This window comes from Cytobacillus praedii, assembly GCF_001439605.1.
In the GTDB taxonomy this organism is placed as follows: Bacteria; Bacillota; Bacilli; order Bacillales; family Cytobacillaceae; genus Cytobacillus; species Cytobacillus praedii.
Genome location: NZ_LMBX01000004.1, coordinates 131,631 through 155,458, shown reverse-complemented (window position 1 = coordinate 155,458; position 23,828 = coordinate 131,631). Strand labels below are relative to the sequence as shown.

28 protein-coding genes, 1 pseudogene and 1 riboswitch are annotated in these 23,828 nt (G+C 35.7%); of the genes and pseudogenes, 8 read left to right on the top strand and 21 right to left on the bottom strand.

Annotated features, from left to right (window positions below; all coding sequences use genetic code 11):
* Nucleotides 1-267 precede the first annotated feature (267 nt).
* Nucleotides 268-1,695: a dipeptidase gene (locus ASU02_RS06250; protein WP_057762071.1), complete on the bottom strand. Its 1,428-nt coding sequence runs from the start codon at nucleotides 1,693-1,695 to the stop codon at nucleotides 268-270.
* Between the two features lie 395 nt (nucleotides 1,696-2,090).
* On the opposite strand from ASU02_RS06250, the gene ASU02_RS06245 reads away from it, so the two are divergent.
* Nucleotides 2,091-2,801, top strand: coding sequence for an anthrax toxin lethal factor-related metalloendopeptidase (locus ASU02_RS06245; protein ID WP_082631708.1), 711 nt, complete (start codon nucleotides 2,091-2,093; stop codon nucleotides 2,799-2,801).
* Nucleotides 2,802-3,329: 528 nt separating this feature from the next.
* On the opposite strand, the gene ASU02_RS06235 is transcribed toward ASU02_RS06245, so the two are convergent.
* The 10 genes and pseudogenes from ASU02_RS06235 to ASU02_RS06190 form a co-directional block, all read right to left on the bottom strand.
* Nucleotides 3,330-3,557, bottom strand: a complete 228-nt coding sequence (locus ASU02_RS06235; RefSeq protein ID WP_057762067.1) for a DUF2651 family protein — start codon at nucleotides 3,555-3,557, stop codon at nucleotides 3,330-3,332.
* Between the two features lie 106 nt (nucleotides 3,558-3,663).
* Nucleotides 3,664-3,965: pseudogene (locus ASU02_RS06230) on the bottom strand (hypothetical protein); the annotation flags it as partial.
* 204 nt (nucleotides 3,966-4,169) lie between these two features.
* Entirely contained in the window at nucleotides 4,170-4,934 is a 765-nt protein-coding gene (locus ASU02_RS06225; RefSeq protein ID WP_057762062.1) for a DUF4085 family protein, read from the bottom strand.
* Between the two features lie 107 nt (nucleotides 4,935-5,041).
* Entirely contained in the window at nucleotides 5,042-5,767 is a 726-nt protein-coding gene (locus tag ASU02_RS06220; protein WP_057762060.1) for an ABC transporter permease, read from the bottom strand.
* Nucleotides 5,751-6,620 (bottom strand): ABC transporter ATP-binding protein, encoded by an 870-nt coding sequence (locus tag ASU02_RS06215; protein WP_057762058.1) that lies wholly within the window; start codon nucleotides 6,618-6,620, stop codon nucleotides 5,751-5,753. Before ASU02_RS06215 ends, ASU02_RS06220 begins: the two co-directional genes overlap by 17 nt.
* 16 nt (nucleotides 6,621-6,636) lie before the next feature.
* Nucleotides 6,637-6,987: a hypothetical protein gene (locus ASU02_RS06210; protein WP_057762056.1), complete on the bottom strand. Its 351-nt coding sequence runs from the start codon at nucleotides 6,985-6,987 to the stop codon at nucleotides 6,637-6,639.
* Nucleotides 6,977-7,216, bottom strand: a complete 240-nt coding sequence (locus tag ASU02_RS06205) for a helix-turn-helix transcriptional regulator (RefSeq protein ID WP_057762054.1) — start codon at nucleotides 7,214-7,216, stop codon at nucleotides 6,977-6,979. The genes ASU02_RS06210 and ASU02_RS06205 overlap by 11 nt, the downstream gene beginning before the upstream one ends.
* Nucleotides 7,217-7,595: 379 nt before the next feature.
* The gene (locus tag ASU02_RS06200; protein ID WP_232426173.1) at nucleotides 7,596-8,120 is read right to left on the bottom strand and encodes a hypothetical protein; all 525 of its coding nucleotides are present in this window, start codon (nucleotides 8,118-8,120) and stop codon (nucleotides 7,596-7,598) included.
* Between the two features lie 5 nt (nucleotides 8,121-8,125).
* The gene (locus ASU02_RS06195) at nucleotides 8,126-8,599 is read right to left on the bottom strand and encodes an RNA polymerase sigma factor (protein ID WP_057762050.1); all 474 of its coding nucleotides are present in this window, start codon (nucleotides 8,597-8,599) and stop codon (nucleotides 8,126-8,128) included.
* Nucleotides 8,600-9,110: 511 nt separating this feature from the next.
* Nucleotides 9,111-9,995 carry a LysR family transcriptional regulator gene (locus ASU02_RS06190; protein ID WP_057762048.1) on the bottom strand — a complete coding sequence of 295 codons (885 nt, stop codon included), beginning with the start codon at nucleotides 9,993-9,995 and terminating at the stop codon, nucleotides 9,111-9,113.
* Between the two features lie 242 nt (nucleotides 9,996-10,237).
* On the opposite strand from ASU02_RS06190, the gene ASU02_RS06185 reads away from it, so the two are divergent.
* Complete coding sequence (locus ASU02_RS06185; protein WP_057762046.1) at nucleotides 10,238-10,576, top strand: VOC family protein; 339 nt, start codon at nucleotides 10,238-10,240, stop codon at nucleotides 10,574-10,576.
* Between the two features lie 218 nt (nucleotides 10,577-10,794).
* Nucleotides 10,795-11,709: an NADP-dependent oxidoreductase gene (locus ASU02_RS06180; protein ID WP_057762043.1), complete on the top strand. Its 915-nt coding sequence runs from the start codon at nucleotides 10,795-10,797 to the stop codon at nucleotides 11,707-11,709.
* Nucleotides 11,710-12,122: 413 nt separating this feature from the next.
* Here the strand turns inward: ASU02_RS06180 and ASU02_RS06170 are convergent, their stop codons facing one another.
* From ASU02_RS06170 to ASU02_RS06125, 9 genes are all read right to left on the bottom strand, one after another.
* Nucleotides 12,123-12,563: a CoxG family protein gene (locus tag ASU02_RS06170; protein WP_057762039.1), complete on the bottom strand. Its 441-nt coding sequence runs from the start codon at nucleotides 12,561-12,563 to the stop codon at nucleotides 12,123-12,125.
* Between the two features lie 561 nt (nucleotides 12,564-13,124).
* Entirely contained in the window at nucleotides 13,125-13,535 is a 411-nt protein-coding gene (locus tag ASU02_RS06165) for a hypothetical protein (RefSeq protein WP_057762036.1), read from the bottom strand.
* A complete protein-coding gene (locus ASU02_RS06160) occupies nucleotides 13,532-13,750 on the bottom strand; it encodes a helix-turn-helix transcriptional regulator (protein WP_057762035.1) in 219 nt (72 codons plus the stop codon). Before ASU02_RS06160 ends, ASU02_RS06165 begins: the two co-directional genes overlap by 4 nt.
* Nucleotides 13,751-14,066: 316 nt before the next feature.
* The gene (locus ASU02_RS06155) at nucleotides 14,067-14,354 is read right to left on the bottom strand and encodes a hypothetical protein (protein ID WP_057762034.1); all 288 of its coding nucleotides are present in this window, start codon (nucleotides 14,352-14,354) and stop codon (nucleotides 14,067-14,069) included.
* Between the two features lie 232 nt (nucleotides 14,355-14,586).
* Nucleotides 14,587-15,642: an alpha/beta hydrolase gene (locus ASU02_RS06150; RefSeq protein ID WP_057762033.1), complete on the bottom strand. Its 1,056-nt coding sequence runs from the start codon at nucleotides 15,640-15,642 to the stop codon at nucleotides 14,587-14,589.
* Between the two features lie 547 nt (nucleotides 15,643-16,189).
* Nucleotides 16,190-16,444: a hypothetical protein gene (locus tag ASU02_RS06145; protein ID WP_057762032.1), complete on the bottom strand. Its 255-nt coding sequence runs from the start codon at nucleotides 16,442-16,444 to the stop codon at nucleotides 16,190-16,192.
* A 244-nt stretch (nucleotides 16,445-16,688) separates the two neighbouring features.
* Nucleotides 16,689-17,522 carry a CPBP family intramembrane glutamic endopeptidase gene (locus tag ASU02_RS06140; RefSeq protein ID WP_057762030.1) on the bottom strand — a complete coding sequence of 278 codons (834 nt, stop codon included), beginning with the start codon at nucleotides 17,520-17,522 and terminating at the stop codon, nucleotides 16,689-16,691.
* Between the two features lie 291 nt (nucleotides 17,523-17,813).
* A complete protein-coding gene (locus ASU02_RS06130; protein ID WP_057762026.1) occupies nucleotides 17,814-18,608 on the bottom strand; it encodes a MerR family transcriptional regulator in 795 nt (264 codons plus the stop codon).
* A gap of 183 nt (nucleotides 18,609-18,791) precedes the next feature.
* A complete protein-coding gene (locus ASU02_RS06125) occupies nucleotides 18,792-19,328 on the bottom strand; it encodes a GNAT family N-acetyltransferase (protein WP_057762024.1) in 537 nt (178 codons plus the stop codon).
* 643 nt (nucleotides 19,329-19,971) lie between these two features.
* Here ASU02_RS06125 and ASU02_RS06120 point away from each other — a divergent pair.
* From ASU02_RS06120 to ASU02_RS06110, 3 genes are all read left to right on the top strand, one after another.
* Nucleotides 19,972-20,121, top strand: coding sequence for a hypothetical protein (locus tag ASU02_RS06120; protein WP_157684486.1), 150 nt, complete (start codon nucleotides 19,972-19,974; stop codon nucleotides 20,119-20,121).
* Between the two features lie 297 nt (nucleotides 20,122-20,418).
* A riboswitch (guanidine-I (ykkC/yxkD leader) is annotated at nucleotides 20,419-20,516 on the top strand.
* 69 nt (nucleotides 20,517-20,585) lie between these two features.
* Nucleotides 20,586-20,927: a DMT family transporter gene (locus ASU02_RS06115; protein WP_057762020.1), complete on the top strand. Its 342-nt coding sequence runs from the start codon at nucleotides 20,586-20,588 to the stop codon at nucleotides 20,925-20,927.
* On the top strand, nucleotides 20,927-21,241 hold the full coding sequence (locus ASU02_RS06110) for a DMT family transporter (protein WP_057762018.1): 315 nt from the start codon (nucleotides 20,927-20,929) through the stop codon (nucleotides 21,239-21,241). The genes ASU02_RS06115 and ASU02_RS06110 overlap by 1 nt, the downstream gene beginning before the upstream one ends.
* A gap of 169 nt (nucleotides 21,242-21,410) precedes the next feature.
* Here the strand turns inward: ASU02_RS06110 and ASU02_RS06105 are convergent, their stop codons facing one another.
* The gene (locus ASU02_RS06105; protein ID WP_057762016.1) at nucleotides 21,411-21,884 is read right to left on the bottom strand and encodes a GNAT family N-acetyltransferase; all 474 of its coding nucleotides are present in this window, start codon (nucleotides 21,882-21,884) and stop codon (nucleotides 21,411-21,413) included.
* 448 nt (nucleotides 21,885-22,332) lie between these two features.
* On the opposite strand from ASU02_RS06105, the gene ASU02_RS06100 reads away from it, so the two are divergent.
* Both ASU02_RS06100 and ASU02_RS06095 read left to right on the top strand, forming a co-directional pair.
* Entirely contained in the window at nucleotides 22,333-22,692 is a 360-nt protein-coding gene (locus ASU02_RS06100; protein ID WP_057762014.1) for an ArsR/SmtB family transcription factor, read from the top strand.
* A 3-nt stretch (nucleotides 22,693-22,695) separates the two neighbouring features.
* Nucleotides 22,696-23,694: an NADP-dependent oxidoreductase gene (locus ASU02_RS06095; RefSeq protein ID WP_057762012.1), complete on the top strand. Its 999-nt coding sequence runs from the start codon at nucleotides 22,696-22,698 to the stop codon at nucleotides 23,692-23,694.
* Nucleotides 23,695-23,828: the final 134 nt, after the last annotated feature.

The window sequence follows — 23,828 nt, the reverse complement described above, 5'->3', positions numbered from 1 at the left end:
CCTTTTTGTCATTTAATAGCTCTTGTTTATTTTCTTCAATAAGCTCTTTCATTGTTTTTCGCATTTTCTATACACCCCTATTTGTATTTAGTCGGAATATTCTATACTTATATGTTACACCTATTTGCAAGTTATAAAACTTAATTATTTGAACATTTCGTGAAAGTTTGAACTTAATTGCTGTTACGTTTACCTGTTTGAGTGATTGATGCCTAGTTCATTCAAAAAAGAAGAACACAATGCATCAGCACGTGTTCTTCATAAGTTTTATTGATTGACATAGAAAATTCTAGTTTCTCTAGTGATTTTACCTGCATGATTAGCAACTTCGAATGTAACTACATGGAATTTTTCTTTTAATGGTTCTTTCACCTGGAAGGATAAAGTTGAATCTTTTTTGTCAAAGGTTGGCTGATATTCCATGCCATCGACGATTACGCGCATACTGGCCTCATCTAATTTAGATCCTTTATCGCGTACGATAGCAGCTTTCAAAAGAGGTGTATTGCTTTGAATCACTTCACCCATTTTGAATGCTGGGATAATAGAAAGCTTTTGGCCGACATTGTTAGGGTTATGGGCTGCCGCCTTTTCTACTTCTTTTAAAACACGCAATGTATTTTTTCCTAATAACTTCTCAAGATCTTGTTTTGAATACCCTCTTTTAACTAATTCCTCTGTTACCTTATATAATTCCGAAGAATCTTTTATATCGGCTGGCAGTGGCCCTCCATCAAAATCAGAGCCTAGCGCTACATGATCGATGCCAATTAACTTAACAGCGTAATCAACATGATCAACATAGTCCTTTATATAGTTTGGTTTAGTTGGATACCCATACGTCAAAAATTCAGGGTAAAAAACAATGCCTACTACTCCACCATTTTTTGCTAATGCCTTAAGCTGATCATCTGTTAAGTTTCGTTGATGATTTCTTAATGAATGGACGGCAGAGTGACTTGCTATAATCGGAGCTTTAGAAACCTTTATAACATCCCAGAAGGTATTTTCAGACATATGTGATACATCAATGACCATTCCGAGTCTATTCATTTCTTGTGCGACCTTTTTACCCAGTCCGGTCAAACCGCCTTGAGAAGGGGTTCTTTTTGGATCCCCGTATACTCTGTTTGCTCCTTCTCCTAAGGCATTTGAATAGTTCCAAGTAAATCCAACTGCTCTTACCCCAAGGTCATAATATTGATGGAGTAATCCAATCGCATTATGTTCCTCTAAGGAATAGGCACCTTCAATGGTTGGCACAGCTGCGATTTTTCCATCGTGAACAGCTTTCTCAATTTCCTTTAAAGAAGGAGTGATACTGAAAATATCTGAATTCCTTTCTTCAGTCCAATAAAGTGCATTAATTAAAGCTAATGTTCTGCTTATACTGCGCTCATTATTTCCGTAATAGCCTGATGTATAAGCTGCAAAAAACGGAACTTTAAGCCCTCCCTCATGAAGTTTCGGTATATCAATATGGAATGGTGTATTATTTTTAATATCGGTCGCTGGCAGCCATGTATTTGGATCAACAACCTTCATCATCGTATCATTATGGCTATCTACGACTGTTGAGTTAAAATGTATATCTAATGCTGTTGAATCCTTTGCAGATACCTTACTTTGTTGATATGTAAGTGTGCAAGAAAATGCTAAAATGACAGCCGCAAGTAGAACAAACAATTTTTTCATGAAAAACCTCCTCGTAAGTTCGTACACTATAAATCTTGCAATGATTGTTTTCACTAGATGAGTTACTATTTAGAAGTAAATCCCTCCTTTTATTCCTATGATTTAGAAGCAAGTGATTCTTGTCGTTTCGATCATTATATAACCGTTCTTTTTCATTTTCAAATATTACTGAATATTCAGTAATATAGTCCTGTCCTCATATATTCCTTTCATCACACGTAAGAAAAAAGAATGTTACAAAGTACTTAATCCTCTCGATAATGCAATGACTTTATGAAATTTTTAAACAATAGAACTATCTTAGGTACTTTATCCTGAAATGAACAATAATGAAGGGAAACACTGAAATCAATAGAATATTTAACTTAAATACTACTAAATTCAGGAGGAGTAATATGAAGAATATCTTACTGAAAGGAAAAAGGGCATTTTCCATGCTATTATTGGCGACTATTTTAACATTCTCTTTTTCTACTGCTGCTTTAGGGGAATCTGGAAATACACAATCACTTAAAATGAATCATGTCCTAGAAAGGGTTGTGATTGTTGAAACAAAAGGGGATTATGATCAGGAAGAGGCTTTAAATATGGTTAATCGTCTCTGGGGCATTCCAACTAATATTTTGAATGTTATGTATAAGCAAGGGGTTCAGGTTAAACTTATCAATTTTCCTCTTACTGATTTGCCAGAATACGAATATTTAAAGGGAGAAGTTCCTAGGGGATGGGAACATACTCCATATACTTGGGATGATGTGCCTGGTGTGGGAGGGCAGACAGTTGTTGCACGAATTGGCTACAGTTATAAAAAAATGCATAGCTCTGTAAGCCTTGAGCTTCATGAGACAGCACACGCCATTGATAATTATGTATTTAACAATATTAGTTATTCAGATGAGTTTACCAAAATTCACACTTTAGAGCATGATGATTTTAACGACAATCCCTATTACGATTACAAAGAAGAATATTTCGCCGAAGCTTTTGCCTATTTTTATGCTGGCTCAGATACTAATGGGGAGTTAAAAGAAAAAGCACCATTAACTTATAAATTTATTAATGAGCTTCAACAAAATATCCCGTCAGAGAAGCATTCAAATAAGTAGAAATATAGAAAAGTCCATTCGGTAAGTCCTGCTTCATGGATAAAAAAATCACGATGCGTGCATGGTGATTTTTTTTCTATTGCTTTACTATTTAAAACCTTATTCAAAGATGATCAACAAGGTTCCGAAAGGGCCGCGCGTGGGACCATCCCCACTTTTCCAATCACTACCTACTTTTCCTTTGTTTATACTAGGATCAATGCTCATGGTATGCTTATCATTTCTTCTTTTCTTCCTTCTGCAATCGATCCATAAAGAAAACTGCAATATTGGCACTATCATTTTGAACCACCATATAAAATCCCCCTTACTTTATTATACGTATATCTCAAGATGGAGTTTTAATTTTCAGTCTTTTTTATATATGAAATAATCGAGACCATTCAAATATCTGAACCGAAGAGATAAACTAATGCTTTCTTCATCTCAGGAATACTTTTTTGATGAAATTAAAAAAGCTGCTCTCCGTTGGAAGAATGGCTGTCATTAATTGAGAATTCGATATGTCTCCCTATCAAGAAGAAAAATTTACTTCTTAATAAATTTCATAGGAAAACTAACAATAACTGATAGTATTATATAAACTATAACCCAAATAACGAAAGATTCATTGAAAACAGTGAAAGTTAAGATAGTGAACACAACGAAAGTGACTAGTGGCATGACAAACCATCTTCTTCCTGACAAAAAGAAGCCGATAATTGATGCGACAAGAACAATAATAGGAAATATAAATAATACCAAAAGAAATTCCATATCTTATCACCCCTTTGTAAATTTCCTAAAAGTAACAAAGTTTACGAAAACAGTCTACTATAAAGCTGCTATTCATCTAATTATTTGTTCTAAGCGCCAACAAACGTTATAGATTGGCATCAATAAATTGATTATCAGGACTGTTGACTCCGGTACCGGAAAAATTTGCCCAATTCTACTCGATAGGATTAAATACTGTATTTGGTATAAGCTCACCTCGTATTTATTATCGTCTGCATTACTGAATAGATCACTGCTCCCTGACATGATGCAGCCAAGCGGTTTAATGCTTTTGAATGCCTCATCAAAATCTCCGTTATTGTAGGGGTTTGCACTAATATCTGAAAAGTGGCCTGTCAATAACATAGCCAGGACATTGCGCGGATCCATCTTCATAAAGCTATCTTTCTAGACGCCAATCTACACAAGAAGCAACTGCCATATTCGAGCAATCGCAATCCTTTATTCATCCATGAAGCGTAAGAACGAACGCTATACCATAAATAAAACGGTTTAAACATACCAGTCTTTAATACAATTCAACCGATCAGTCTTTATGTACGAAGGAATAATCCTACATACTTGTCTGTGAACAGATGCTCATAAATGTTTTTAATTACTTTTAAAGGAGACTTGATCCGCTGAAATAATAAAGTCAATTAATCCCATCTTGCTATTTTGAAGCAAGACGTGAAACTCGTATTTGTCATTCACTTTATATACTTCGTCATACAGCCACCATGAATCCTCAAAAAAACCATCCTGTTTGATTATATTAAAATTTTCAAAGGTGACTTCATTAATATTTGTAAAACCTCCTGAAGGATCAAGAAGCAATGTTAAGGAGTTCCCATCCTGAACTGATTTGATAATCGTACAATCATGAAAGCCAAAGTTCTCAACAATTTCGTTATCAAATGCAAGGGAGGCTTCTTTAAAATACTTTCTATACTCCTCACTTGTGGCAGCTACAGACCTTTCATTGTTCTCGCAAAATTTAGTTACCGCGTTTATAACCGACCGGGTTGCTTTCTTTAAAGCAAACACCCTGATATCTGCAATTTCTTTTACGATCGTTTCTGGTAATTCCTCTTTTAAACACGCTTGATTAAATAGGAAAGACTCATGAAACTGTTCTATTTCCTGCTCTCTATTAAAGGGTGTATTTTCGTTATGCTCCTCTCTATTTCCTGTTTCTGCTGTTTCCATTAAAGAAGCAACTTCTTTTTGAAAATCAAGCCAATGAATCAATTCAGTGTTATAAAGCTGTTGAAAATATTCTTCTGAAAATGTTTCAGCTTGCTTGTCTTCCTCTAAAGGCAAATGTAAGCATGTTTTTTGACACAGTTCATACCATTCTTTAGTAAAATACTTCATTTATTCTCCTCGCCTCTCTTTATAGAAATAAGGTTTGTGTTTCCCGTTAACCTGAGTTTTCGCATAAGTACCTTCTTAACAATCTAATCTATTTAAGTAAACGAATCCTATCCTTCGATTTTTTCGCTTTTTTTCAGGACAACCACAAACAAAACGATTAATGTAAGGCAGCCAATAGAATATTGCAGAGGAGAGAGCGGATTTGATCCGACCATGATTGGATAGAAATACCCGGGAAAGTTCTCGATCAACTCTGAAAGAAACTCGTTATGGATCATCCCATGGATATTAGCCAAGGCGTTTGGGAAAAACAACAAAAGGGCTGTTAAGATCCCATATACAGCACCACTGCGAACGCCATATAAGAATAGAAGATACCCAAATAAGAAGTAGGTCATCACCAGGAGAAAGACATTCACAGAAAAGCCAACCAAGAAAGAGAGATTTAAGTCACCAGAAACACCAAGTGTTTTCGTCACTAGAAGCAGTACGATTCCTGTCATCGTATAAAGCAAACTCACCGAAAGAGCGATGATGCCATTAGCGAACACATAGTTTCTTCTATTCTGCGCTGAGTTATTGATCAGAGAAATCGTTTTAGTCGAGTAGTCTCTATTGATAAAGTAAAGCGGCAATAAGACTGCTGTTAGCATACCCAGCATACAATAAAAATTTGATACATGTTTGATAGTAAAGGGTGTGGACTTATTAAGGATAAAGTAGGCCATAATGATTGCGGGTACACAAGCACCCAACAAACCTACAACCAGATAACCATTTTTGAGCAGTTCTTTCAGGTTGTAAACCACATATTTATTAATACTGAGTGTCATGATATTCACCTCTGAATTTGTTCATATAGACACTGCGTAAGGTTTTCTTCTCCGCAGTAAAATCAATCAGCCGTACGCCTAGTTGATTTACTAATTTGAAAATCTCAGCATTTTCCACAGCTGTTTCAATCTGAATATCTCTGTCACCCGAGTGGATTACGCTCCCAAAGTGTTGGTTCGAAGCGAATGCAGCTAAATCAACTGAATTTTCAAAAACTAGCGTGAGAGTTCGCTGCTTATTTTTTATAAATTGCTGTTCATCAGCAACCACGCCATCTTTTAAGAATAAAACCCGATCACAAATCGCTTCAATATCCTCTAGCTTATGGCTAGAAATCAAAATACCTACACCCCATTCATCAGCCATTCTTCTCAATTCCCGCAAAACCTCAAAAGACGTTTCCACATCCATGCCGTTAGTCGGCTCATCTAATACAATGTAGCTTGGATAATTTAACAGGCTCATGACGATTCCTAACTTCTGCCGCATTCCTAAAGAATATTCCTTCACCTTTTTATTCAACACATCGAATAATTGCAGGTTCTGCAAGAGCCCCTCGTATTCATTGAGGTTAAAGGTGTTTCCGTAAATTCCTGAGAAATAAGTTAAGTGGAATAATCCCGTCTTATTACTGAATAGCTTTGGTTCCTCGATCAAGTATCCTACCTGATGATTGCCTGCAACGGATCCATCATAGGTTTGAATGGTTTGCGTAATAATCTTCATCAGAGTACTTTTGCCAGCGCCGTTTCTTCCAATCAGTCCAACGATTTCTCCTTTGTTGAAATCCAAAGAGAGATCGTTTAAAACTACAGAGCCACTATATTTCTTAGTAATTGAATTTAGAAGCATTTCCCAATCCTCCTGTTTAGAAAAAATCTTTTTTATATCGAACAGCTAGATAGATTCCTGAAGCAAGGAATGCAAGAGCATATTTAAATAAGAAAAAAATTTGCCACATATATTCTTTTGGAAAAATCACATCACACAAAATTACTACACATAATATAATGAGGGCACTTTTTAAAGATATCTGCGTTGTTCTTTCGTCTGCATTACCCATTTTTTTGTGAAATACATAGGTTAGAATTCCCCCGACTAAAAGCAATACAAAACCGCTGCCAATGAGGATATTCCAATTTCCTGGAGATTGTTCAGCCCAAGACCTTAAAGAGTGAAAGATTGCGTCATGGATATCTGAAATAAACTTACTTTTCATTTTGATCATTTCCTTTCATATAAGTAAAAATATCGTTTACATCCACATTAAAAAATTCGGCAATTCGAAAAGCTAGCAGCAGAGTCGGAACATAATTTCCTTTTTCCATTACGAAGATGGTTTGTTTGGAAACTCCGACTTTCTCTGCTAATTCTTGCTGCGACATTCTGGCTAGTACACGATATTCATAAACCTTATTGGATATCGAATCACCAAAATCTTTCTTCATGACCATCACCTCTTGAATCAAATTATAAACTAATTTTTTACAAAAAGTAAAGTAAACTTATACATGATAATTAAATACTTTTATTTCATCTTAAATTACTTTGATTGAAAATGTGTCAGAACGCAAAAAGAACCTGACGAAATTCAAGATTCTGTCAGGTTCACATATCGGTCTGGTGTGATTTTTGGTTTTTGGTGGTGCGTTTTATGATATTCAGTGGTGCAATCTTGTAATAATATTCTTCAATGCTGCTCCAAGATCGCGCCCTATTATGGCGTAACTAACCTGTTATTTCAATCTAAAAATTTCATAGGCATGAAAATTTTATTATTATATGTTCATCTCCCAATAAGTTCGAGAATTTACATTTAACAGCACCTTATCGAATAGAATTCTCGAAGTTCCAGTTAGTATAAATGACTGCAGCAGTAACTGGATCTGCCGTCGTGTCTTCCGTGTAACCGCCTATTAGATTGCCCACTCTGAATGTTGGCTCAAATAACTGTTCTTCCTTAGGAGGTGCTGTTGGACCATCAATCCCCAGCTCTGTTTCATCTGTGACCATTACTTTCATTCCGCTATCCAGCGTAAAGCTCATTCCATCTTCTCCAACTTCTGTTATAACTCCTTCGATATTAAGCATGGCCTTTGCAGCAGGACCTGAATGATCCACCACAATTCTCTCCGTCAAATCTATCGTTTCATTCTTGTTTACATTTGTTAAAGCAACGATAGCAGCTACCGCAATTAGGGCACAAGCTACAAAACCACCAGCCATTAATCTTATTTTTTTCATAAAGACCCTCTTTTCTCCTTTTTCATATTCCATCATCTCTTTTTGCATTTTGCTCTTAAATTCCTCGGAAGCATGAATCTGATTCATTACTTTCTTATAAGCACTCATCACACTTAACTCCCTTCTTCTAAAATATTTTTTAGCTTCATTCGTATCCTTCTCAGCTTTGAGCCTACTGTGTTTACTTTCATCTCTAATAGGTCGGCAATTTCCGCAGTCGTGTAGCCTTCATAATAATGCAAATAAACAATGACCCTCTCATTTTGATTTAGCTCAAAAATTTCCGGGAGAACCATCTGTTCCTCTTTTGCGATAAACGTCATCTCTTCTGTTATCGGTACTGTCTTCTTAACGCGAGAAGACTTAAAATAATCCTTGCATTTATTAAAAGTCACTTTGATGAGCCAAGCCTTTAAATGTGCTTCATTATCGAAAAGCTTTTTCTGTCTCATAAGTGTCATAAAAACCTCTTGAACAATATCCTCAGCCTCAGGCATATTTTTTGTCTGCTGCACAGCGATTCTTATTAAGGTATCACTATAAGTTTGAACAATTTCATGAACATGTAAGCCGGCGAACGTTTTCATACTCAACCTCCTTCACTTCATAATACGATTCATTTTCGTTGATTCGTGCAACATATCATTTTTTTCAAAAAAATTTATTCTATAAAAAATTGAATATATTATTATTCATTTCCGCAGCCAAGCTGTCCACTACAAGGGATAAAAAGCATGCCTGTTTTAGGATCGCTATTCTACACACTCTTTTTGAAGAAAAGATTCTTCCCCCATTAAATGACCCTTTTCATAAAGAAAGACGCTTTCCTTATTCAGAAAAGCGCCCTTTGATTTAAAAGTGTTCAATATGTTTCTGGGATATGCCTGCTTATATTATTGTAAAAAAGTGCCGGCATTATTTCATTTAACTATCTAATAATCTCCAATTTTATCAACTACTAGAAAGGAGTCTACTAGTAATCTATGTAAGAGAAGGTGTGATACGTATGAATTCATCATTGGACTGGATGCTATGCCAAGTATAACCTTTTCCCTCCGCGAGCTTTCGACTCATAAAATTCGAATCGAAATTAAAGGTCTATTGCTTTGGAAATTCAGTAAAGCTCTGAACAAAAAACTCCCGAAACTTATGTTCCGCCACGGACATATAGCGCCCTTTAAGCCAGGCAATTTGGTAAGTACGCTGACAAATAGGATTATCGATAGGCACTAAATGAAAGGATGTCTCTATTTTTTCAATTAAGGTTTCCGGCATAAAAGCAATACCAATTCCCATACGGATGAAATGACCTACTGCAGAATGTTCATCGACTTCACATATAATATTCGGAGAAAATCCTGCTTTTTGGCAAAATTCATCCGTCATTTCGCGGAAGGGATTCCCTTGCTTTATACAAATAAAAGGATCATCAGCCACTTCACTTAAGTCTATGCTGCTTCGATTAGCAAATCGATGTGTATGTGGAACAGCCAGTAAGATTTTTTCAGTGAGAAAGGACAATCCCTCTATCCCAGTCTGCTCAATGGGTGGGAAAGTGATGCAGAAATCAATCTCTCCATTTCGGAGCTGTTGCACCTTTTCCCCCTCTGAGGCTTGATTGATTTGAAGTTTGACATCAGGGTGCAAGGATATAAAGGAACCTATTACATCAGAAAAACATTTATGAGTCGTTGTTGCTAAAAATACACGCCCTTTCTCCATTTCCGCAAGGTCCTCAATTTCTCTTCGGCCCTCTTCCAGCAACATGAGTGCCATTTCAACTTTCTTCAGATACACTTTTCCAAATGAGTTGAGTCGAATATTCCTTCCTTTGCGATCAAATAACGGCACACCCAAATCCTCTTCCAGCCTAGCGATAGTTTTGCTAAGAGCAGGCTGAGCGATGCGAAGCTCTTGCGCAGCCTTCGTCATATGCTCCAACTTAGCGACTTTTAGAAAATAATGCAGCTGCAGCAATTCCATGCTCATCACTCCTTCATTCATATACTAGAGTATATATATAGATATATTAATATGTCTTTTTATTTATTAATCATCAATTATAGAATAAAACATGTAAGCAATAAAAGCTTGCAAAGATTTTAGAGGATTATCCTGTTTTGATTATGAGTATTATTGATTAACCACTTCCAGTTTGGGGAGAGCATTTTTAAAAGAAAATATAGGGAGTAAAAGATTCTAACTATAGAGAGGGAGTGTCACCTTTGAAACTAAACCATATCAATCTAACAGTCACTGACGTTAATGCTGCTCGAGAGTTCTTAGAGAAATATTTCGACCTGCAGACGAAGAGCACGCATGGCGATTCATTCGCTGTACTATTAGACGAAGATGGATTATTGCTCGCTTTAATGAAAGGTACTCAGGTCAGTTACCCAAAGTCCTTTCATATAGGTTTTTCGCAGGAGAGCGAAGAACGGGTGAACGAGATCTATCAACACTTGAAGAATGATGGATTTGATGTAAAACCGCCAAAAAGGGCGCATCGCTGGACATTTTATGTTAAAGCTCCAGGTGGATTTACCGTCGAGGTTCTTAGTTGAATGTAGACATTACATGATCATTCAATAGCAGAACATGTAAATTTCGTAAGCTCAGGATTATATTTAAAAATAAATATGAAGGGACAATTACGCATGAACAGAAATCAGAATATTCAATCCCCTAACCTTATCGAACATAAAAAAGAGATTTTAAATTTTAACTGTCTTGATCATTCCATCTTCAGCTGGAACCCCTCCCTCTTCAGGAATGATATAGCATGAAAGCCGCTGCAATTTCTACCTCTGGTCCTCCAAATGTTTTGCAAATAATGGAGTTTGATACTCCTCATGCTGGTGCGGGGCAAGTCCGGGTCCGAGTTAAAGCTGCTGGAATCCAGCCGTTCGACTTGGCGGTGCGCAGTAGTGGCTGGGCACCACCCGGTTTGACTGTGCGGTATCCACAGATTCTCGGTAACGAGTTCGCAGGAATAATTGATCAGGTCGGGGATAAAGTCACAGACTTCTCTGTCGGCAATGAAGTACTTGGATGGGCTTTACTCGCCTGCTATGCAGAATATGTGGTGGTTAGTGTTGACCAGCTTGTGCATAAGCCACAAAGCATGCCTTGGGAGGAGGCTGGTGCCATAACAGCCTCTGGTCAAACCGCTCACACCGCGTTAAAGGAACTTGGCGTTAACGAAGGAGACACCCTATTGATTCATGCCGCAGCTGGTGGAGTTGGTACATTTGCAGTACAGCTGGCCCGTGCATGGGGAGCAACTGTCATCGGCACCGCCAGTGAACGCAACCACGATTACCTTCGAACGCTAGGTGCGATCCCCGTCACTTACGGAGACAATCTAGCCGAGAGAGTCCGTTCCCTAGCACCCGATGGCGTGGACGCAGCCTTCGATGCCGCTGGGAACGACGCTCTGCACGCATCGTTGGAACTTGTTGAAAATAAAGACCGAATCGGCACTATTGTTGCGTTCGACCTTGCAGAGCAGCTTGGTGTTCGCCCAATACGCAGCCAGAGATCCGTGGATCGTCTCGCTGAACTAGTAGAACTATACTCACAAGGGAAATTGCAGATCCATATTAGGAAGGCATTTCCGCTACACCAGGCAGCGGACGCCCATCGAGAGATTGAGAGTGGCCATGGCCGAGGAAAAGTGGTTCTTACAATTAGCTAAGGCGTACTACGGAAATGGATTTAGGGAAATTATGAAGAGGCTCCTCCCACGATTGGGAGGAAGCCTCTTATTATTTAATTCTTTATCATCCTTACACGATCTAAACAAGAGTAGGTTACAATCTGAGGAGAAGGGTAGCTTAAATCCAGTTTCACCTAACTCTATAGCGATTCTATTATTCTCAGCTGTTCAACAACCTTGCCTGTTTCATGAAGAAAGACGCTTTCCTTATTTCAGAAAAGCGCCCAAGCTGAATATTGTTATTAAAGCAAAGCACCCGTTTTAGGACACTCACTTTCCGCTAATATAAAGTTCCCAGTAAAACTATCATTACATTGGTCACTTCAAAATGTTGCCAGCTTTCCTTTTAGAGAAGGCAACTCCAAAATGATCCGGCTTTCATTCTTTGAAAACTATGAGAATACTGCAATTTTACGTGCGATAGATTCTGTTAAACGTGAGGCTACCTTTGGAACAGCCCATTTAATAATTGGTGTTAACACTGCACCCGATATTCCACCTGCATTGACATTCACAGTACAAGTCATTGTTGTTTTCCCATTCACTTCTTCTGCAGTAAAGTGACCGCTCCCTGTAAAATTATCTGATAAACCTTTTAGTTCAAATTTAATATTTGAAGGTTCATTCCATTCAGTAATATCTACCTGTGCTTTTATTGTTTTTCTAATCCCTTTCACACTGCCTTCAAATGTCCAAATAGATTGCTTGTCATTTATAATTTCATGTTCTTTATAGGCAGGTACTGTCGTTGCCCATTTTTCAAGATCACTGACATAGTCCCAAACTGCTTGTACGTCTACTGGAATTTCTACTGTATGTGTTCCTGTTGCCATTATGATTCCTACTTTCCCTATGTATGAATTGTAAATTTGCTTTCTACAAAATTATTATTACATAAAAAAGGTAAACGCACATCAATTATATATCACTTTCCTTCTCCCTATCCCCTGAATATCGAAATAAATCTATATTCATCTTTTAGCTTTTCTGCGATTTCAATAAATGTAAGGGCAGTACCACTGAGTCCATGGAGACAAAATATAAATGACTTTTGCTTATTCCCCCATTCCGTAATAAATACTTTCATTTCTCAGTGATTGACGTAGTATCTCTCCAAGGTATCAACTCCTGATTTTTTAGCTATTACTAAATATCTTTTAGAAACTATTTATTCCTTCCCTAACCATCTATGAAGCTTTATATCATATTTCCATTAGATAACTTCCTAATGAATCAACATATCTGCATATCACAAACTATCGATACATATTCAAATTTCCTTAGATATAGTCTTACGCAATATGGAGCTAAAATAAAAAAATGGCGCTTATCTTGTTCTCAATGATAGCGCCCGATTGCTGATAGGACTTTCTCTACTAAAGCAAATTATTGTATCACAATCTTTTCACTACTAGAGTTCCTAGACCAAGTATTATATACAAACTAAATAGATAAATCATTAATAAGCCTGTTTCAATATATTTGATCCCCATTGCATATACAATAATCAACGCAGCACCACTGCCAAATAAAATAACATAAAGAGAAATCATTAAATACTTCTTTATTAATGACACACTTCGTTCATCAAAATCAGGTACATTTCCGTTTCTTTTTTTCTTTAGCCTAGAAATCGCTAAAAAAATAAGAAACCCTCCAACAGTGCCTATAGTAATTGGAAATAATAACTCATAATCGTAAACTCCAGTTTCCTTGCCAATTAAATAAATAGCCAACAATCCACCTATCAGCATACATCCTATAATTACGATCCAAGAAATAATTTGCAGTCTTTTTACAGTCATTTTATTTCTCCTTTCGTTTCATCTAGATAAAATAATTCTTCAATGGGTACATCAAAATACTTAATAAGCTTCAGTGCTAACTCAAGGCTAGGATTATACTTATTTTTTTCAATCGCATTTATGGTTTGTCTAGTGATTTGTAAATCCTCAGCCATTTGTACTTGTGTAATGCCTTTTTTTAATCGGATTTCTTTGATGTGATTTATTACTTTCAACTGTACACCTCCACAAAACGTAAAGATATCTTTACATATACATTATAATAAAAGCAGTTGTATGTAAAGAAATCTTTACATACAACTGCAAAATATTTCGACTAGGATATTAACATAACTGCCTAAACTTTAACATACATCCTTTATTTAATTGCTCTAGTTAAAAAAATGGCTTTTTTATTTTTAAAAAATGTTTTCCTTATTTCAGAAAAGCTCCCTATTGTTGAATATCGTTAGTGAAATAAAGCCGCCGTTAGTTATACATAAAAACTTACAAAATAATTGCATATTATATAAATGATGTGACAATAAGTCATTATTTCTTACCTTTTCGTTCTAAAAGTATAGGTACTATATTTAGTAAGATAGAAACAATTGTCAAAAACCATAGTGCCCTTTCCATACCAGGTACTACATCCATTAAAGCTGCCCAATCTTCCACTTCTACCCACACCGATACAAGACTGTATTCTGCACAAAGTGTTAATGCTGTAAATGATAGTCCTATCGCCATAGCAAGCTTATAATCCTTTCCCACTCTATACATATAAAGATTTATAAAAGTTGCTACTATTGAAATAACCCCAAATATCATAAATAACATTAGGAACCTCCATATATTTTTATTTTTGTCGTGTAATAATAGACATTAATACGTCAAATCATATTTTATAGTAAATGCTCTTCCTTTCTTATAAAGGGTATTCAACTACTCCTATAAGTGTCTTTATATCACACGCTCTAAAAATCATGCTATCACTCAGGGAATACTCTGATTTATTACTCCTTGTATTTGTTGCTTGTTATATCTTTACTTGACTATCTTCAGACTATTTTTATTTCTTTTTGTATTTAATACCTACGAAAACGATGAGTAAGAACAGCACTCCTAATCCGATAATCATAAGTGGATACATCATGGTACTGTCGTTAGTGTTTTCAGTACGGTTGATTATTCCTTCGGTTTTAGGCGTGGATGTCTGCGCGTCTGTTTTGCCTTCGTCAGGTTTAGGGGTGGATGTCTGCGTTTCAGTTTCGCCTGCATTTTTGTCAAAGGTTTCATTTACAAAACGCATCAAATCGTCTGCCAACTGCCTGCGCTCTTGTTTTTGTTCCTCTGTAGACCCAACCTTGGCGGAATAGCGATCCACATCCGAAAGTAAATCGGTTCCATGTTCATAGCTGGTCAAGAGGTGAAACTCCTTTTGCTCAGAAACGCTGGCGTCATAAAGGGGCTTTACTTCGTCATAGAAATTTCCGACGGGGTCATCGCTCGATACAGCGAAAAAAGCAGGAACGTCTATCTTTGCAACGGCTTCCAATGCGTTTCCCCTTGAATTTTTCGGAGAAGATAATAACGCCAACCCTACCAAGTCGGGAATATGAGGTGCGGCGACAGCCGTGGCGTTACCACCGTCAGACGCCCCCATGCCCAATATTTCAGTGGCGCCTCGCTCTCTTAATACCTGCGCTGCTGCAAGCACATCCAAATCCCAGCGCTGGCTTTCCGATTGAGGGGACGACCCAGACGGGAGAATATTTCTGAATTCCCAAATCATTACCATATACCCCTCATCCACAAGCCGTTCGCCAAAGGGAAGCCAGCTCGAAACCATCCATCCATTTGCGTGGCCAAGCGTGATCCCTTGGTTGCCCTCGCCCAACACATAACCGGACAGCAAAACCCCATCCTCAGTTCGGAATTGGACGGCTTTATCACGGTATTTTTCCGGGAAACGGTATCCCTCCGGCAAATGGTCGTCTGTGGGAACATCCTTCCCAGTCGCTACGATGATGCTTGTTTCATTTTCAGCTTCGGCGTGTGCCAGAGGCGGCAAAAACAATATTCCCACACAAAGCACCATAAGAATACATATAGATGTTTTTTTCAATGAGAATACCTCCGTATATTTATTTCTTGTTGCATATAAATATTACGATAAACATGAACTATGAGTAAGAACAACGTTCCCAATCCGGTAATCAACGGAAATAGATGGTACTTTTCCTAAAACGATAAAAGATGAGAGATCCCTATCATCTGTGTTTAAACCAGCCTGCATTATTTTGTAAGTCCTTAGGTATAGGTTCCTTTAGTGGATGGTTATGTAGGAACTTCCATTTTAACCAATAAAGTGGATTCTGTCTTTTTATTTGTTGTGTAGAAATTATTTGAAGTGAAATTGCTTTTTATGAGTAACGTAAATAAAAGCCTAATTCCTCTTTTATCAAGGAATTAGACTTTTTATCCTCCACAATCTGGCCCTTTTCATGAAGAAAGACGCTTTCCTTATTTCAGAAAAGCGCTCGTTTGTGGAATATGAGAAAAAGCTACAAATAACACCGTAGTTATTGTGCTAAAGTACCTGTTAGTTCAACAAGCACCTTCTCTACTTTTGTTCCATTTGTTCGACCTACGAAGTAAAGGCTTAGTTAAGTTTATTTCCTTTTTCTTTTACCAATCTTCTTCTCATTCCCACGTTTAAAGTTTCCTGTAATTTTAGCCAACAATAACTGGACTTCTATTAGATTATCTTCAACTTGTTTAATTCTTGCTATAAGGCGTTCAGCCTCACTATCCTTTATGATTTTAATTTGTTTACCTTTGTAATAGATTGCTACCGTTCCTTTTTTCGTTGTTTGATAAGTAAAAGGTTCTTCACTTAATCTGTTTCTTTTATCTATTTCGCTCACTACATCATCTCCTGTGTTAAATAAAAAGGTCAAATTAAATGGCCCTTCCAGCTGGAAGGGCATTTATATTCTAATTTCTCTTTTAAACTGGACTTCAATTAGTTAACCATTGTACATTTCTATTTAACTTCTCTACATATTATTAATTTATTTTCATTTCCAATCCCATGGCTCGATATCTACTCCATCCCGATCAACTATCACTTCCAATTGTTTAAGTGTGTAGTTATAGAAACAAACTGTATTAACTCATATAATGCTTTCCATTATTAATATTTGTATCTTCCTTTCCATACAATACTTTCTTGGGGTTAATAACGATGAGAAGAACAGCTGCTGCTAAATATAAAAATGCGTTATACATAATTAAATCGACTAGGTTTTCATTTATTATGCCAATAAAAAAATTAAAGGATTGGTGGATGGCAATGGAGATGATTAAATTCTGATTTAAGTTATAAAATGCGGCTATGATAATCGTAGTGGATAGGATTGAAATCATAAAGAATAGCATATATTTGATTAAATCAATGCCCGTATACCCTGTAGTAAACCAAATAGGCAAATGCCACATGCCCCACCAAAATCCTAGGATGATCGCAGCTTTTAATGGCGAATGCTTTTTTTGAAGCTCAATTTGAGCGAACCCTCTCCACCCTAGTTCTTCTCCTAGTGGCCCTGACAGAAGATTTTTGAAAAAGAAATAGATGAGCATTCCCCATGAAGATTTAGTAAAAATAGGGTCCACTTCACTATTATTAGATACGAAAAACAAAATCAGCAAAAATATGATGACTTGAATCATACTTACCGTAAGAAGCACAGAGAATTTAAGTTTATTCTTGAATTTATCTTTTACAAACTGGATAAAACTCTGCCCCGGATAGATTCTTTTAAATAACACTCCAAAAGCAAAGGTTGAGGACCAAGCTGATATACAGAGCATAATATCAAAGACCCATGCAGGAAATCCTAACATCTTAATAGCTCCAACAAGAAGAAAAAGTGGCCAAAAAATGATATTGGTTAGAAGAATAAAACTTGCTACTGGGTTATTTAGTTTCTTTTCTCTATTCACGTACAAGCCCCCGATTCAAACTAAGTATTTCGTAAATATAATTACACTCATATTTGCGAATACCTTCAGCTTATACCTGGGGGTTACTCACAGGTCAATATATGTCTGCATTATTTTATTCCGCATTAACGAACAGTGAGACTTCCACCTCAAAATTCAGCAAAAGCGAAGATGGCAGGTGGAAATCAACTGCACTTGAAAGCCCGATAAAAATGTTCTTTGAGCTTCAACCCTTAGAAAATATGCAATCATACAAAAATCAGCGGGAGAAGTTCCCCACTGATTAATGTTTCATTTTATAGGTGCATACATTTCTAAAAATACACGTTCGAGTCCATCTTCATAAGTAGTAAGTAATAGATTTATATAAACTACCCCCAAAAGCTCATACCCATTTTCTTTTGCTGCTTTTCTTAAACTAGCCTCCACGTTATCGTCAATATTTTTTCCTCCCGTTGACCATCTTCCATCTTCAATAACGGTATACATACATTTTTGATGAGATACAATTTCACTTTCAATTTTTCTATGATAGTCGTCTACTTTTCTTACAATAATAAACTTATCTTCTAGAACACCTTGATCATTAAATCTGATAACTCTTCTTAAAGAGGTTAGATTAACTGCTTTTTTCAAGCTGTCCATGTTCTCTTTAAGAGCTTCATATTCATCAAATGCATTGAAATGCCCGATTTCTCCTTTAATTTCTAAAGGCTCCATTTCTTTAATTGTGTATTCCCCTAAGAATTGGTTAATTTTTTCGCAATCTTCTTTTACGATCTGAAGCTTTTTTAAAAGAAGCTTTTTATATTCTATTTCTTCTAAAATCTCTTGTTCTTTCTCTTCTAGTAATGATTTTATTCCCTCTATACTCTTGCTTTTTCTTATTTCCTGGATTTTTTTTATTTCAATATCCATCTCTCTATAGAAATTTACTGTGGCTATATCATAGATATCAAAACGATTATATTTTCTATACCCATTCTCAATATTTTGCTTAGGCTTTACTAATTCCTTTTCTTCATAAAATTTCAAGGTATCTCTAGAAACACCTAAAAATTTAGCTACTTGACCAATTGTGTACATCATGCACTCCTTTATCGTTTCCGATAGAATCTAAACCCGCCCATGAACTAGCTGTTCAATAAAAAACTTTTCTTTAGAAAATCAATTTGAACTGCAATAATTCCCTCACGTACTCTCGATTCATAAAAAGCGAAGTGGGAAACCGGATACTGTTTCACCATTACTTTAGCACAATAAGGCAGCTTACGATTTAGAAGAAACCATTAGGTTATGCCATTCCTCCTCTAAAATAGCATAGTAATATTCATCCCACCATTGATCACCATGAGGGATGCATTTTTTAAAATATCCTTCTCTTCTCATGCCGATTTTTTCCATGACACGATAAGATGGAATATTTTCTGGCTGACATGTAGCTATAATTCTATGTAACTTTAAATTCTCAAAACCATATTTTAATATGGCAGAAGCAGCTTCCGAAGCGTATCCTTTATTGTAATACTCAGGGTTAAATACCCACCCGATCTCATATGAATGATCTCCAAAATATTTGAAGAACTCTACATGCCCGATTAAAATATCTTCATCAGCTACTATTACTGGAAATTTCTTAGCTGAATCACCCATATTTCTATTAATTAACTCCTTTGTATCTTTTTCCGTTAAAACACCTTCAGGCATATACTTCATCACACTCTTTTGAGAAGTATACTTATGTACTTCTTTCCAATCGTCTAATTCAAAATTACGTATAATTAATCTTTCTGTTTTTATATACATATTTTTCTCCCTTTAAAAATTCTATTTATCTAATGTCCACCATTCAGCTAATCTCCGCTTTAGTAAGGTGCTATTCCAAGCTCCCCCAGGTGATAGTTGCTTTTGACCATTACAATTATTAAAAGCAATTTAACCTCTAATAAAACCAACTTCTTTTCTAAATATTAACATAAATAACCAATTTCCATAAGTTATTCCATAATCTAGGATGAATGTTTATGGTTTTGTCTTACCTTGTAATTCTTTAATAATAAAATGGGGATTAAATATCAGCTTCGAATGATGATACAAACCATATTAGTATAGGAATGATCAGTGGATATAAAGTGTATTCTTCTAAAAATCATGAAATAGAAACAATTTTTTTCAGAACCAAAGCTCCTGAAAAAGGTAATTACTCATTTAGTATTTTTAGTACAATGGCTGATAGTGTAACCATTGAAAATGGAAGAGTAAACAAAAAAATAAATTAAAAGAAATTTAACCCCTTCCTTTTTGTAAAATATGGATATTAAATCTAATTACGCTATCTTCTTTATATAAAAATACTGAAAACGTATATAAACTTCTAGATGATTATATTTAGAAACAAGTAAACATAGGGTTACGAAAGTTGTCAGTTAGGGCCGACGAGTTAGGTAAGATGTCAACTAGTGAGCTATTTGGGTGTAAAGAGCTTAAGTATAATAAAGACGATATACGGATAATTTATCGAATAGATGAAGATCAGATTGAAATAGTAGATATTTTTGCTACTGTTAATCTTGCAGATGAGGAAGTATTTAAACACTAGAAGCTATTAAAAGGTTAAAACTTAAAGCTAACTAAGTTAAGGGCTTACCTCCTTATAGAGGTGGTCTTTTTTGTTGTACTTGCATCTTTATAAAAAACTAGGATTACTATTTCATTTCAATTCACACAAAAAATGTTTTATAAAAAGGATTGATTAACTTGAAGCGCTTTAATCAACGAAAGTACCCTTTTGTTTAAGGACATTTTTTTCACATACCAGAAAACGTATCTTATTATTAGTAATAATTTTCTCTTGAATTAATATAATATTTGTGTAAAATATAGATCAATTGCATAGTTAAATGTTTTCTAGGGTTCCGCAATTTACTATTGGTCTGGTCCGAGAGAAAACTCACAGCACCTGCTGTGTCACGGAGGGATAAAAGCCTGGGAGTTAACTGTTTATCAGTTTCTCTCAGGCTTTTTTGTTTTTTTGTAAATAATAAAATTGGAGGTGCCATCTAAATGAACACAAACTGGATTAAAGTAATTATTGCTGCTTTTTTTGAAGTATTTTGGGTTATTGGATTGAAACACGCTGATGACTTTTGGACTTGGACTGGGACAGTTATATCAATCATTATCAGTTTCTATGTAATGATTATGGCGGGACGAAAACTTCCTGTAGGAACTGTATATGCAGTTTTTGTGGGATTAGGTACAGCAGGAACTGTTATAGCTGAAATACTTTTCTTTGGAGAACAATTCAAGATGAGTAAAATACTAATGATTTTACTGTTATTAGTGGGTGTAATTGGATTAAAACTAGTTACAAAGGATAAAGTTAAGGAAGGGGCTGAATTTTAATGGCTTGGATTTCTTTAATGTTAGCTGGTTTATTTGAAATGTTTGGGGTTGTGATGATAAATAAACTTCATAAGGAACGTAATTGGAAATCCCTTGTTCTATTAGTTCTTGGATTTGGAGCAAGTTTCATTCTTCTATCTTATGCAATGAAAACACTCCCTATGGGCACAGCTTATGCAATTTGGACGGGGATAGGTGCTTCTGGTGGAGCAATACTAGGAATGCTATTATATGGAGAATCAAAAGATTGGAAAAGGTTAGTCTTTATCGTTATGGTTTTAGGTGCAGCAATTGGGCTTAAACTTGTTTCATAAAATTGGTAAGGTTGTATAGAAGAAGCTTAATACGCTATGAATTTTAGGCTTCTTCTTAAACTAACCTGCACCATAAGTTAAATAACAAATCAAATTACGTTTCTGTCGCCATTACTGGCAGGTTGAGAAATTAACAATCGCACCTGTTCGTTCAATAAGAAACTAGAGTTTAATTTAATTTTTTTACAAATAAAACTCTATCTTGATTTGGTCCGTCATAATCTGTATTTATTGATAGATCATCAATAATTCTATCTCCATCTTCAATTTCAAAACCCATCTTTGTATGAAAGGCAATCGAACCTTTATTGACTGGTGAAGTTACACACCGAACCATACTTCGATTATTTTGCTTTACCACTTTAAAAAATTTTTTGTATAAATGTTTTCCAATATTAAGCTTTCTGTATTCAGGATGAACTCCAACGAAATGAATATACGCCTCATTAGAATGAGTTTGAGAAAGGAATCCTATTAGGAAACCCACAAGTTTACCATCATTTTCTGCAATAAAACTTGTTTGTGTAAAATGCTTGAAGAATAATTTTGGTAGCATATCAGACATATTCCTGCCACCCCACCATACATTGATTAGAGGTGAAATTACATAGTAATCTGAAACTTTAACTGACCGAATTTCCATTTTATCCCCCATTTTTATATAAAAATCTATTTACACAAATATTAACATTAAAGCAAATTTTATTTTACTCCTTATGCAACTAACCTGCTTCTTTAATTTAAGTACATTTCTTCACAATCTCACATAAATATCTAGTTTTTTCAAAGTCTCTATTAAATTGCCCTTTTCATGAATAAAGACCGTTTTCTTATTTTAGAAAAGTGCACTTTAATTGAATACCTACCGTGTAGCAATAAGCTTTGATCCCCTAAATTAACGCCCCCCGTTTAATTACATTTTTTCACAAACTTATTTACAAGAGGGACCTTCAGGAAAATCCTATAAGATGTATTCGTCTCGATTTGCTTTCTCAATATGGCATCTAACATAACAATAGTATATTGTTGTATTCAGCCATATGGTTCATCAACTTAAACCATTAAACTGATTATTGGAGGTATTTTACTGAATGAATAAACAGGACCAACTAAATATGATTAAAGAGGATTTTATTAATTGTCAAAAAGTATTATTGGCAATTGGTGATGAAACCCGTCAATCGATCTTGTTAGTTCTAATGGGGACAGATTGTCAAACAGGATTACGTGTGGGTGAAATCACTGAAAAAACACATCTATCTCGACCTGCTGTATCCCACCATCTTAAGGTTTTACGAGAAGCCGGTATTATTTTGATGCGTAAAGAAGGGACAAAAAACTTTTATTATATTAATGTGCGTACAGAATTAGGTTTATTAAAAACGCTTGTGTTGGATATTGACAAGTTCATGCAGAACTTTTATTTAAATGATGAAATTTTGGAGGGATAAGCAATGCAAGCGATGGTTATTGACAAGTATGGGAAATTCCCCATGCGTTTGGCAGAAATACCCACACCTGAAATTGGTGAAAATGAGGTACTCGCAGAAATTCATGCAACTAGTGTTAATCCTGTTGATTTTAAGATACGCGATGGGAAAGTGAAATTGTTAGTTAAATATAAAATGCCTCTTATTTTAGGGAATGACTTTTCTGGTGTTATTGCAAAGGTTGGCGCAAAAGTGACTCGTTTTAAAGTTGGGGACGAAATATATGCACGTCCACGCAAAAGTAAAATCGGTACTTTTGCTGAATATATCGCTATTCATGAAGATGACATCGCCTTAAAACCTAAAAATTTGAGCTTTGAAGAAGCAGCATCGATTCCGCTGGTTGGGTTAACCTCCTATCAAGCACTAGGAGACATTATGCAACTACAAAAGGGACAAAAGATTTTAATTCAAGCTGGGGCTGGTGGTGTCGGTACCTTTGCTATTCAGCTGGCCAAATTAATGGGTGCCACTGTTGCAACGACCGCAAGCGTTGCTGGGGCGAATTTAGTAAAATCCCTTGGTGCAGACGAAATAATAAATTACAAGACAGAAAAATTTGAAGAGAGTCTGAAAAACTATGATGCCGTATTTGATACACTTGGGGGCGAGATACTCGAAAAATCATTCGAAGTGATAAAAAGCGGAGGAAAAATTGTTTCCGTATCAGGATTACCGAATGCTCGTTTTGGTAAAGAATATGGTTCCGGATTTTTTAAAACGCTGTTGTTTTCAGCTGCAAGTCATAAACTTTCTAAGCTTGAAAAAAAGCATAATGTTCAATATACGTTTTTGTTTATGAAACCAAGTGGAGAACAATTACGTATCATCGCAGACTTTATTGAAACTGGTAAAATCAAACCTATAATTGATCGAGTTTTTCCTTTTGAAGATGCTCAAAAAGCGATGGAATATGCGGAGACAGGAAGGGCGAAAGGAAAAGTAATAGTAAAAATCAAATAGTTGTCAAACGATGCAAAAAATATATCCTGCCTTTCCATTTCTGTTTCTATAAAAATCATTTCTTTTAAATCAATCTTTATAAATGGGAGCTTTTGTATTGTTGTTAAATATGAGGTAACTTTTTAAACGATCTT

Excerpts from the sequence above, each read along its gene's own strand:
- ASU02_RS06250 (WP_057762071.1), bottom strand. The coding sequence starts at position 1,695 with ATGAAAAAATTGTTTGTTCTACTTGCGGCTGTCATTTTAGCATTTTCT.
- ASU02_RS06245 (WP_082631708.1), top strand. The coding sequence starts at position 2,091 with ATGAAGAATATCTTACTGAAAGGAAAAAGGGCATTTTCCATGCTATTA.
- ASU02_RS06235 (WP_057762067.1), bottom strand. The coding sequence starts at position 3,557 with ATGGAATTTCTTTTGGTATTATTTATATTTCCTATTATTGTTCTTGTC.
- ASU02_RS06225 (WP_057762062.1), bottom strand. The coding sequence starts at position 4,934 with ATGAAGTATTTTACTAAAGAATGGTATGAACTGTGTCAAAAAACATGC.
- ASU02_RS06220 (WP_057762060.1), bottom strand. The coding sequence starts at position 5,767 with ATGACACTCAGTATTAATAAATATGTGGTTTACAACCTGAAAGAACTG.
- ASU02_RS06215 (WP_057762058.1), bottom strand. The coding sequence starts at position 6,620 with ATGCTTCTAAATTCAATTACTAAGAAATATAGTGGCTCTGTAGTTTTA.
- ASU02_RS06210 (WP_057762056.1), bottom strand. The coding sequence starts at position 6,987 with ATGAAAAGTAAGTTTATTTCAGATATCCATGACGCAATCTTTCACTCT.
- ASU02_RS06205 (WP_057762054.1), bottom strand. The coding sequence starts at position 7,216 with ATGAAGAAAGATTTTGGTGATTCGATATCCAATAAGGTTTATGAATAT.
- ASU02_RS06200 (WP_232426173.1), bottom strand. The coding sequence starts at position 8,120 with ATGAGTGCTTATAAGAAAGTAATGAATCAGATTCATGCTTCCGAGGAA.
- ASU02_RS06195 (WP_057762050.1), bottom strand. The coding sequence starts at position 8,599 with ATGAAAACGTTCGCCGGCTTACATGTTCATGAAATTGTTCAAACTTAT.
- ASU02_RS06190 (WP_057762048.1), bottom strand. The coding sequence starts at position 9,995 with ATGGAATTGCTGCAGCTGCATTATTTTCTAAAAGTCGCTAAGTTGGAG.
- ASU02_RS06180 (WP_057762043.1), top strand. The coding sequence starts at position 10,795 with ATGAAAGCCGCTGCAATTTCTACCTCTGGTCCTCCAAATGTTTTGCAA.
- ASU02_RS06170 (WP_057762039.1), bottom strand. The coding sequence starts at position 12,563 with ATGGCAACAGGAACACATACAGTAGAAATTCCAGTAGACGTACAAGCA.
- ASU02_RS06165 (WP_057762036.1), bottom strand. The coding sequence starts at position 13,535 with ATGACTGTAAAAAGACTGCAAATTATTTCTTGGATCGTAATTATAGGA.
- ASU02_RS06155 (WP_057762034.1), bottom strand. The coding sequence starts at position 14,354 with ATGTTATTTATGATATTTGGGGTTATTTCAATAGTAGCAACTTTTATA.
- ASU02_RS06130 (WP_057762026.1), bottom strand. The coding sequence starts at position 18,608 with ATGTACACAATTGGTCAAGTAGCTAAATTTTTAGGTGTTTCTAGAGAT.
- ASU02_RS06125 (WP_057762024.1), bottom strand. The coding sequence starts at position 19,328 with ATGTATATAAAAACAGAAAGATTAATTATACGTAATTTTGAATTAGAC.
- ASU02_RS06120 (WP_157684486.1), top strand. The coding sequence starts at position 19,972 with ATGTCAACTAGTGAGCTATTTGGGTGTAAAGAGCTTAAGTATAATAAA.
- ASU02_RS06115 (WP_057762020.1), top strand. The coding sequence starts at position 20,586 with ATGAACACAAACTGGATTAAAGTAATTATTGCTGCTTTTTTTGAAGTA.
- ASU02_RS06110 (WP_057762018.1), top strand. The coding sequence starts at position 20,927 with ATGGCTTGGATTTCTTTAATGTTAGCTGGTTTATTTGAAATGTTTGGG.
- ASU02_RS06105 (WP_057762016.1), bottom strand. The coding sequence starts at position 21,884 with ATGGAAATTCGGTCAGTTAAAGTTTCAGATTACTATGTAATTTCACCT.
- ASU02_RS06100 (WP_057762014.1), top strand. The coding sequence starts at position 22,333 with ATGAATAAACAGGACCAACTAAATATGATTAAAGAGGATTTTATTAAT.
- ASU02_RS06095 (WP_057762012.1), top strand. The coding sequence starts at position 22,696 with ATGCAAGCGATGGTTATTGACAAGTATGGGAAATTCCCCATGCGTTTG.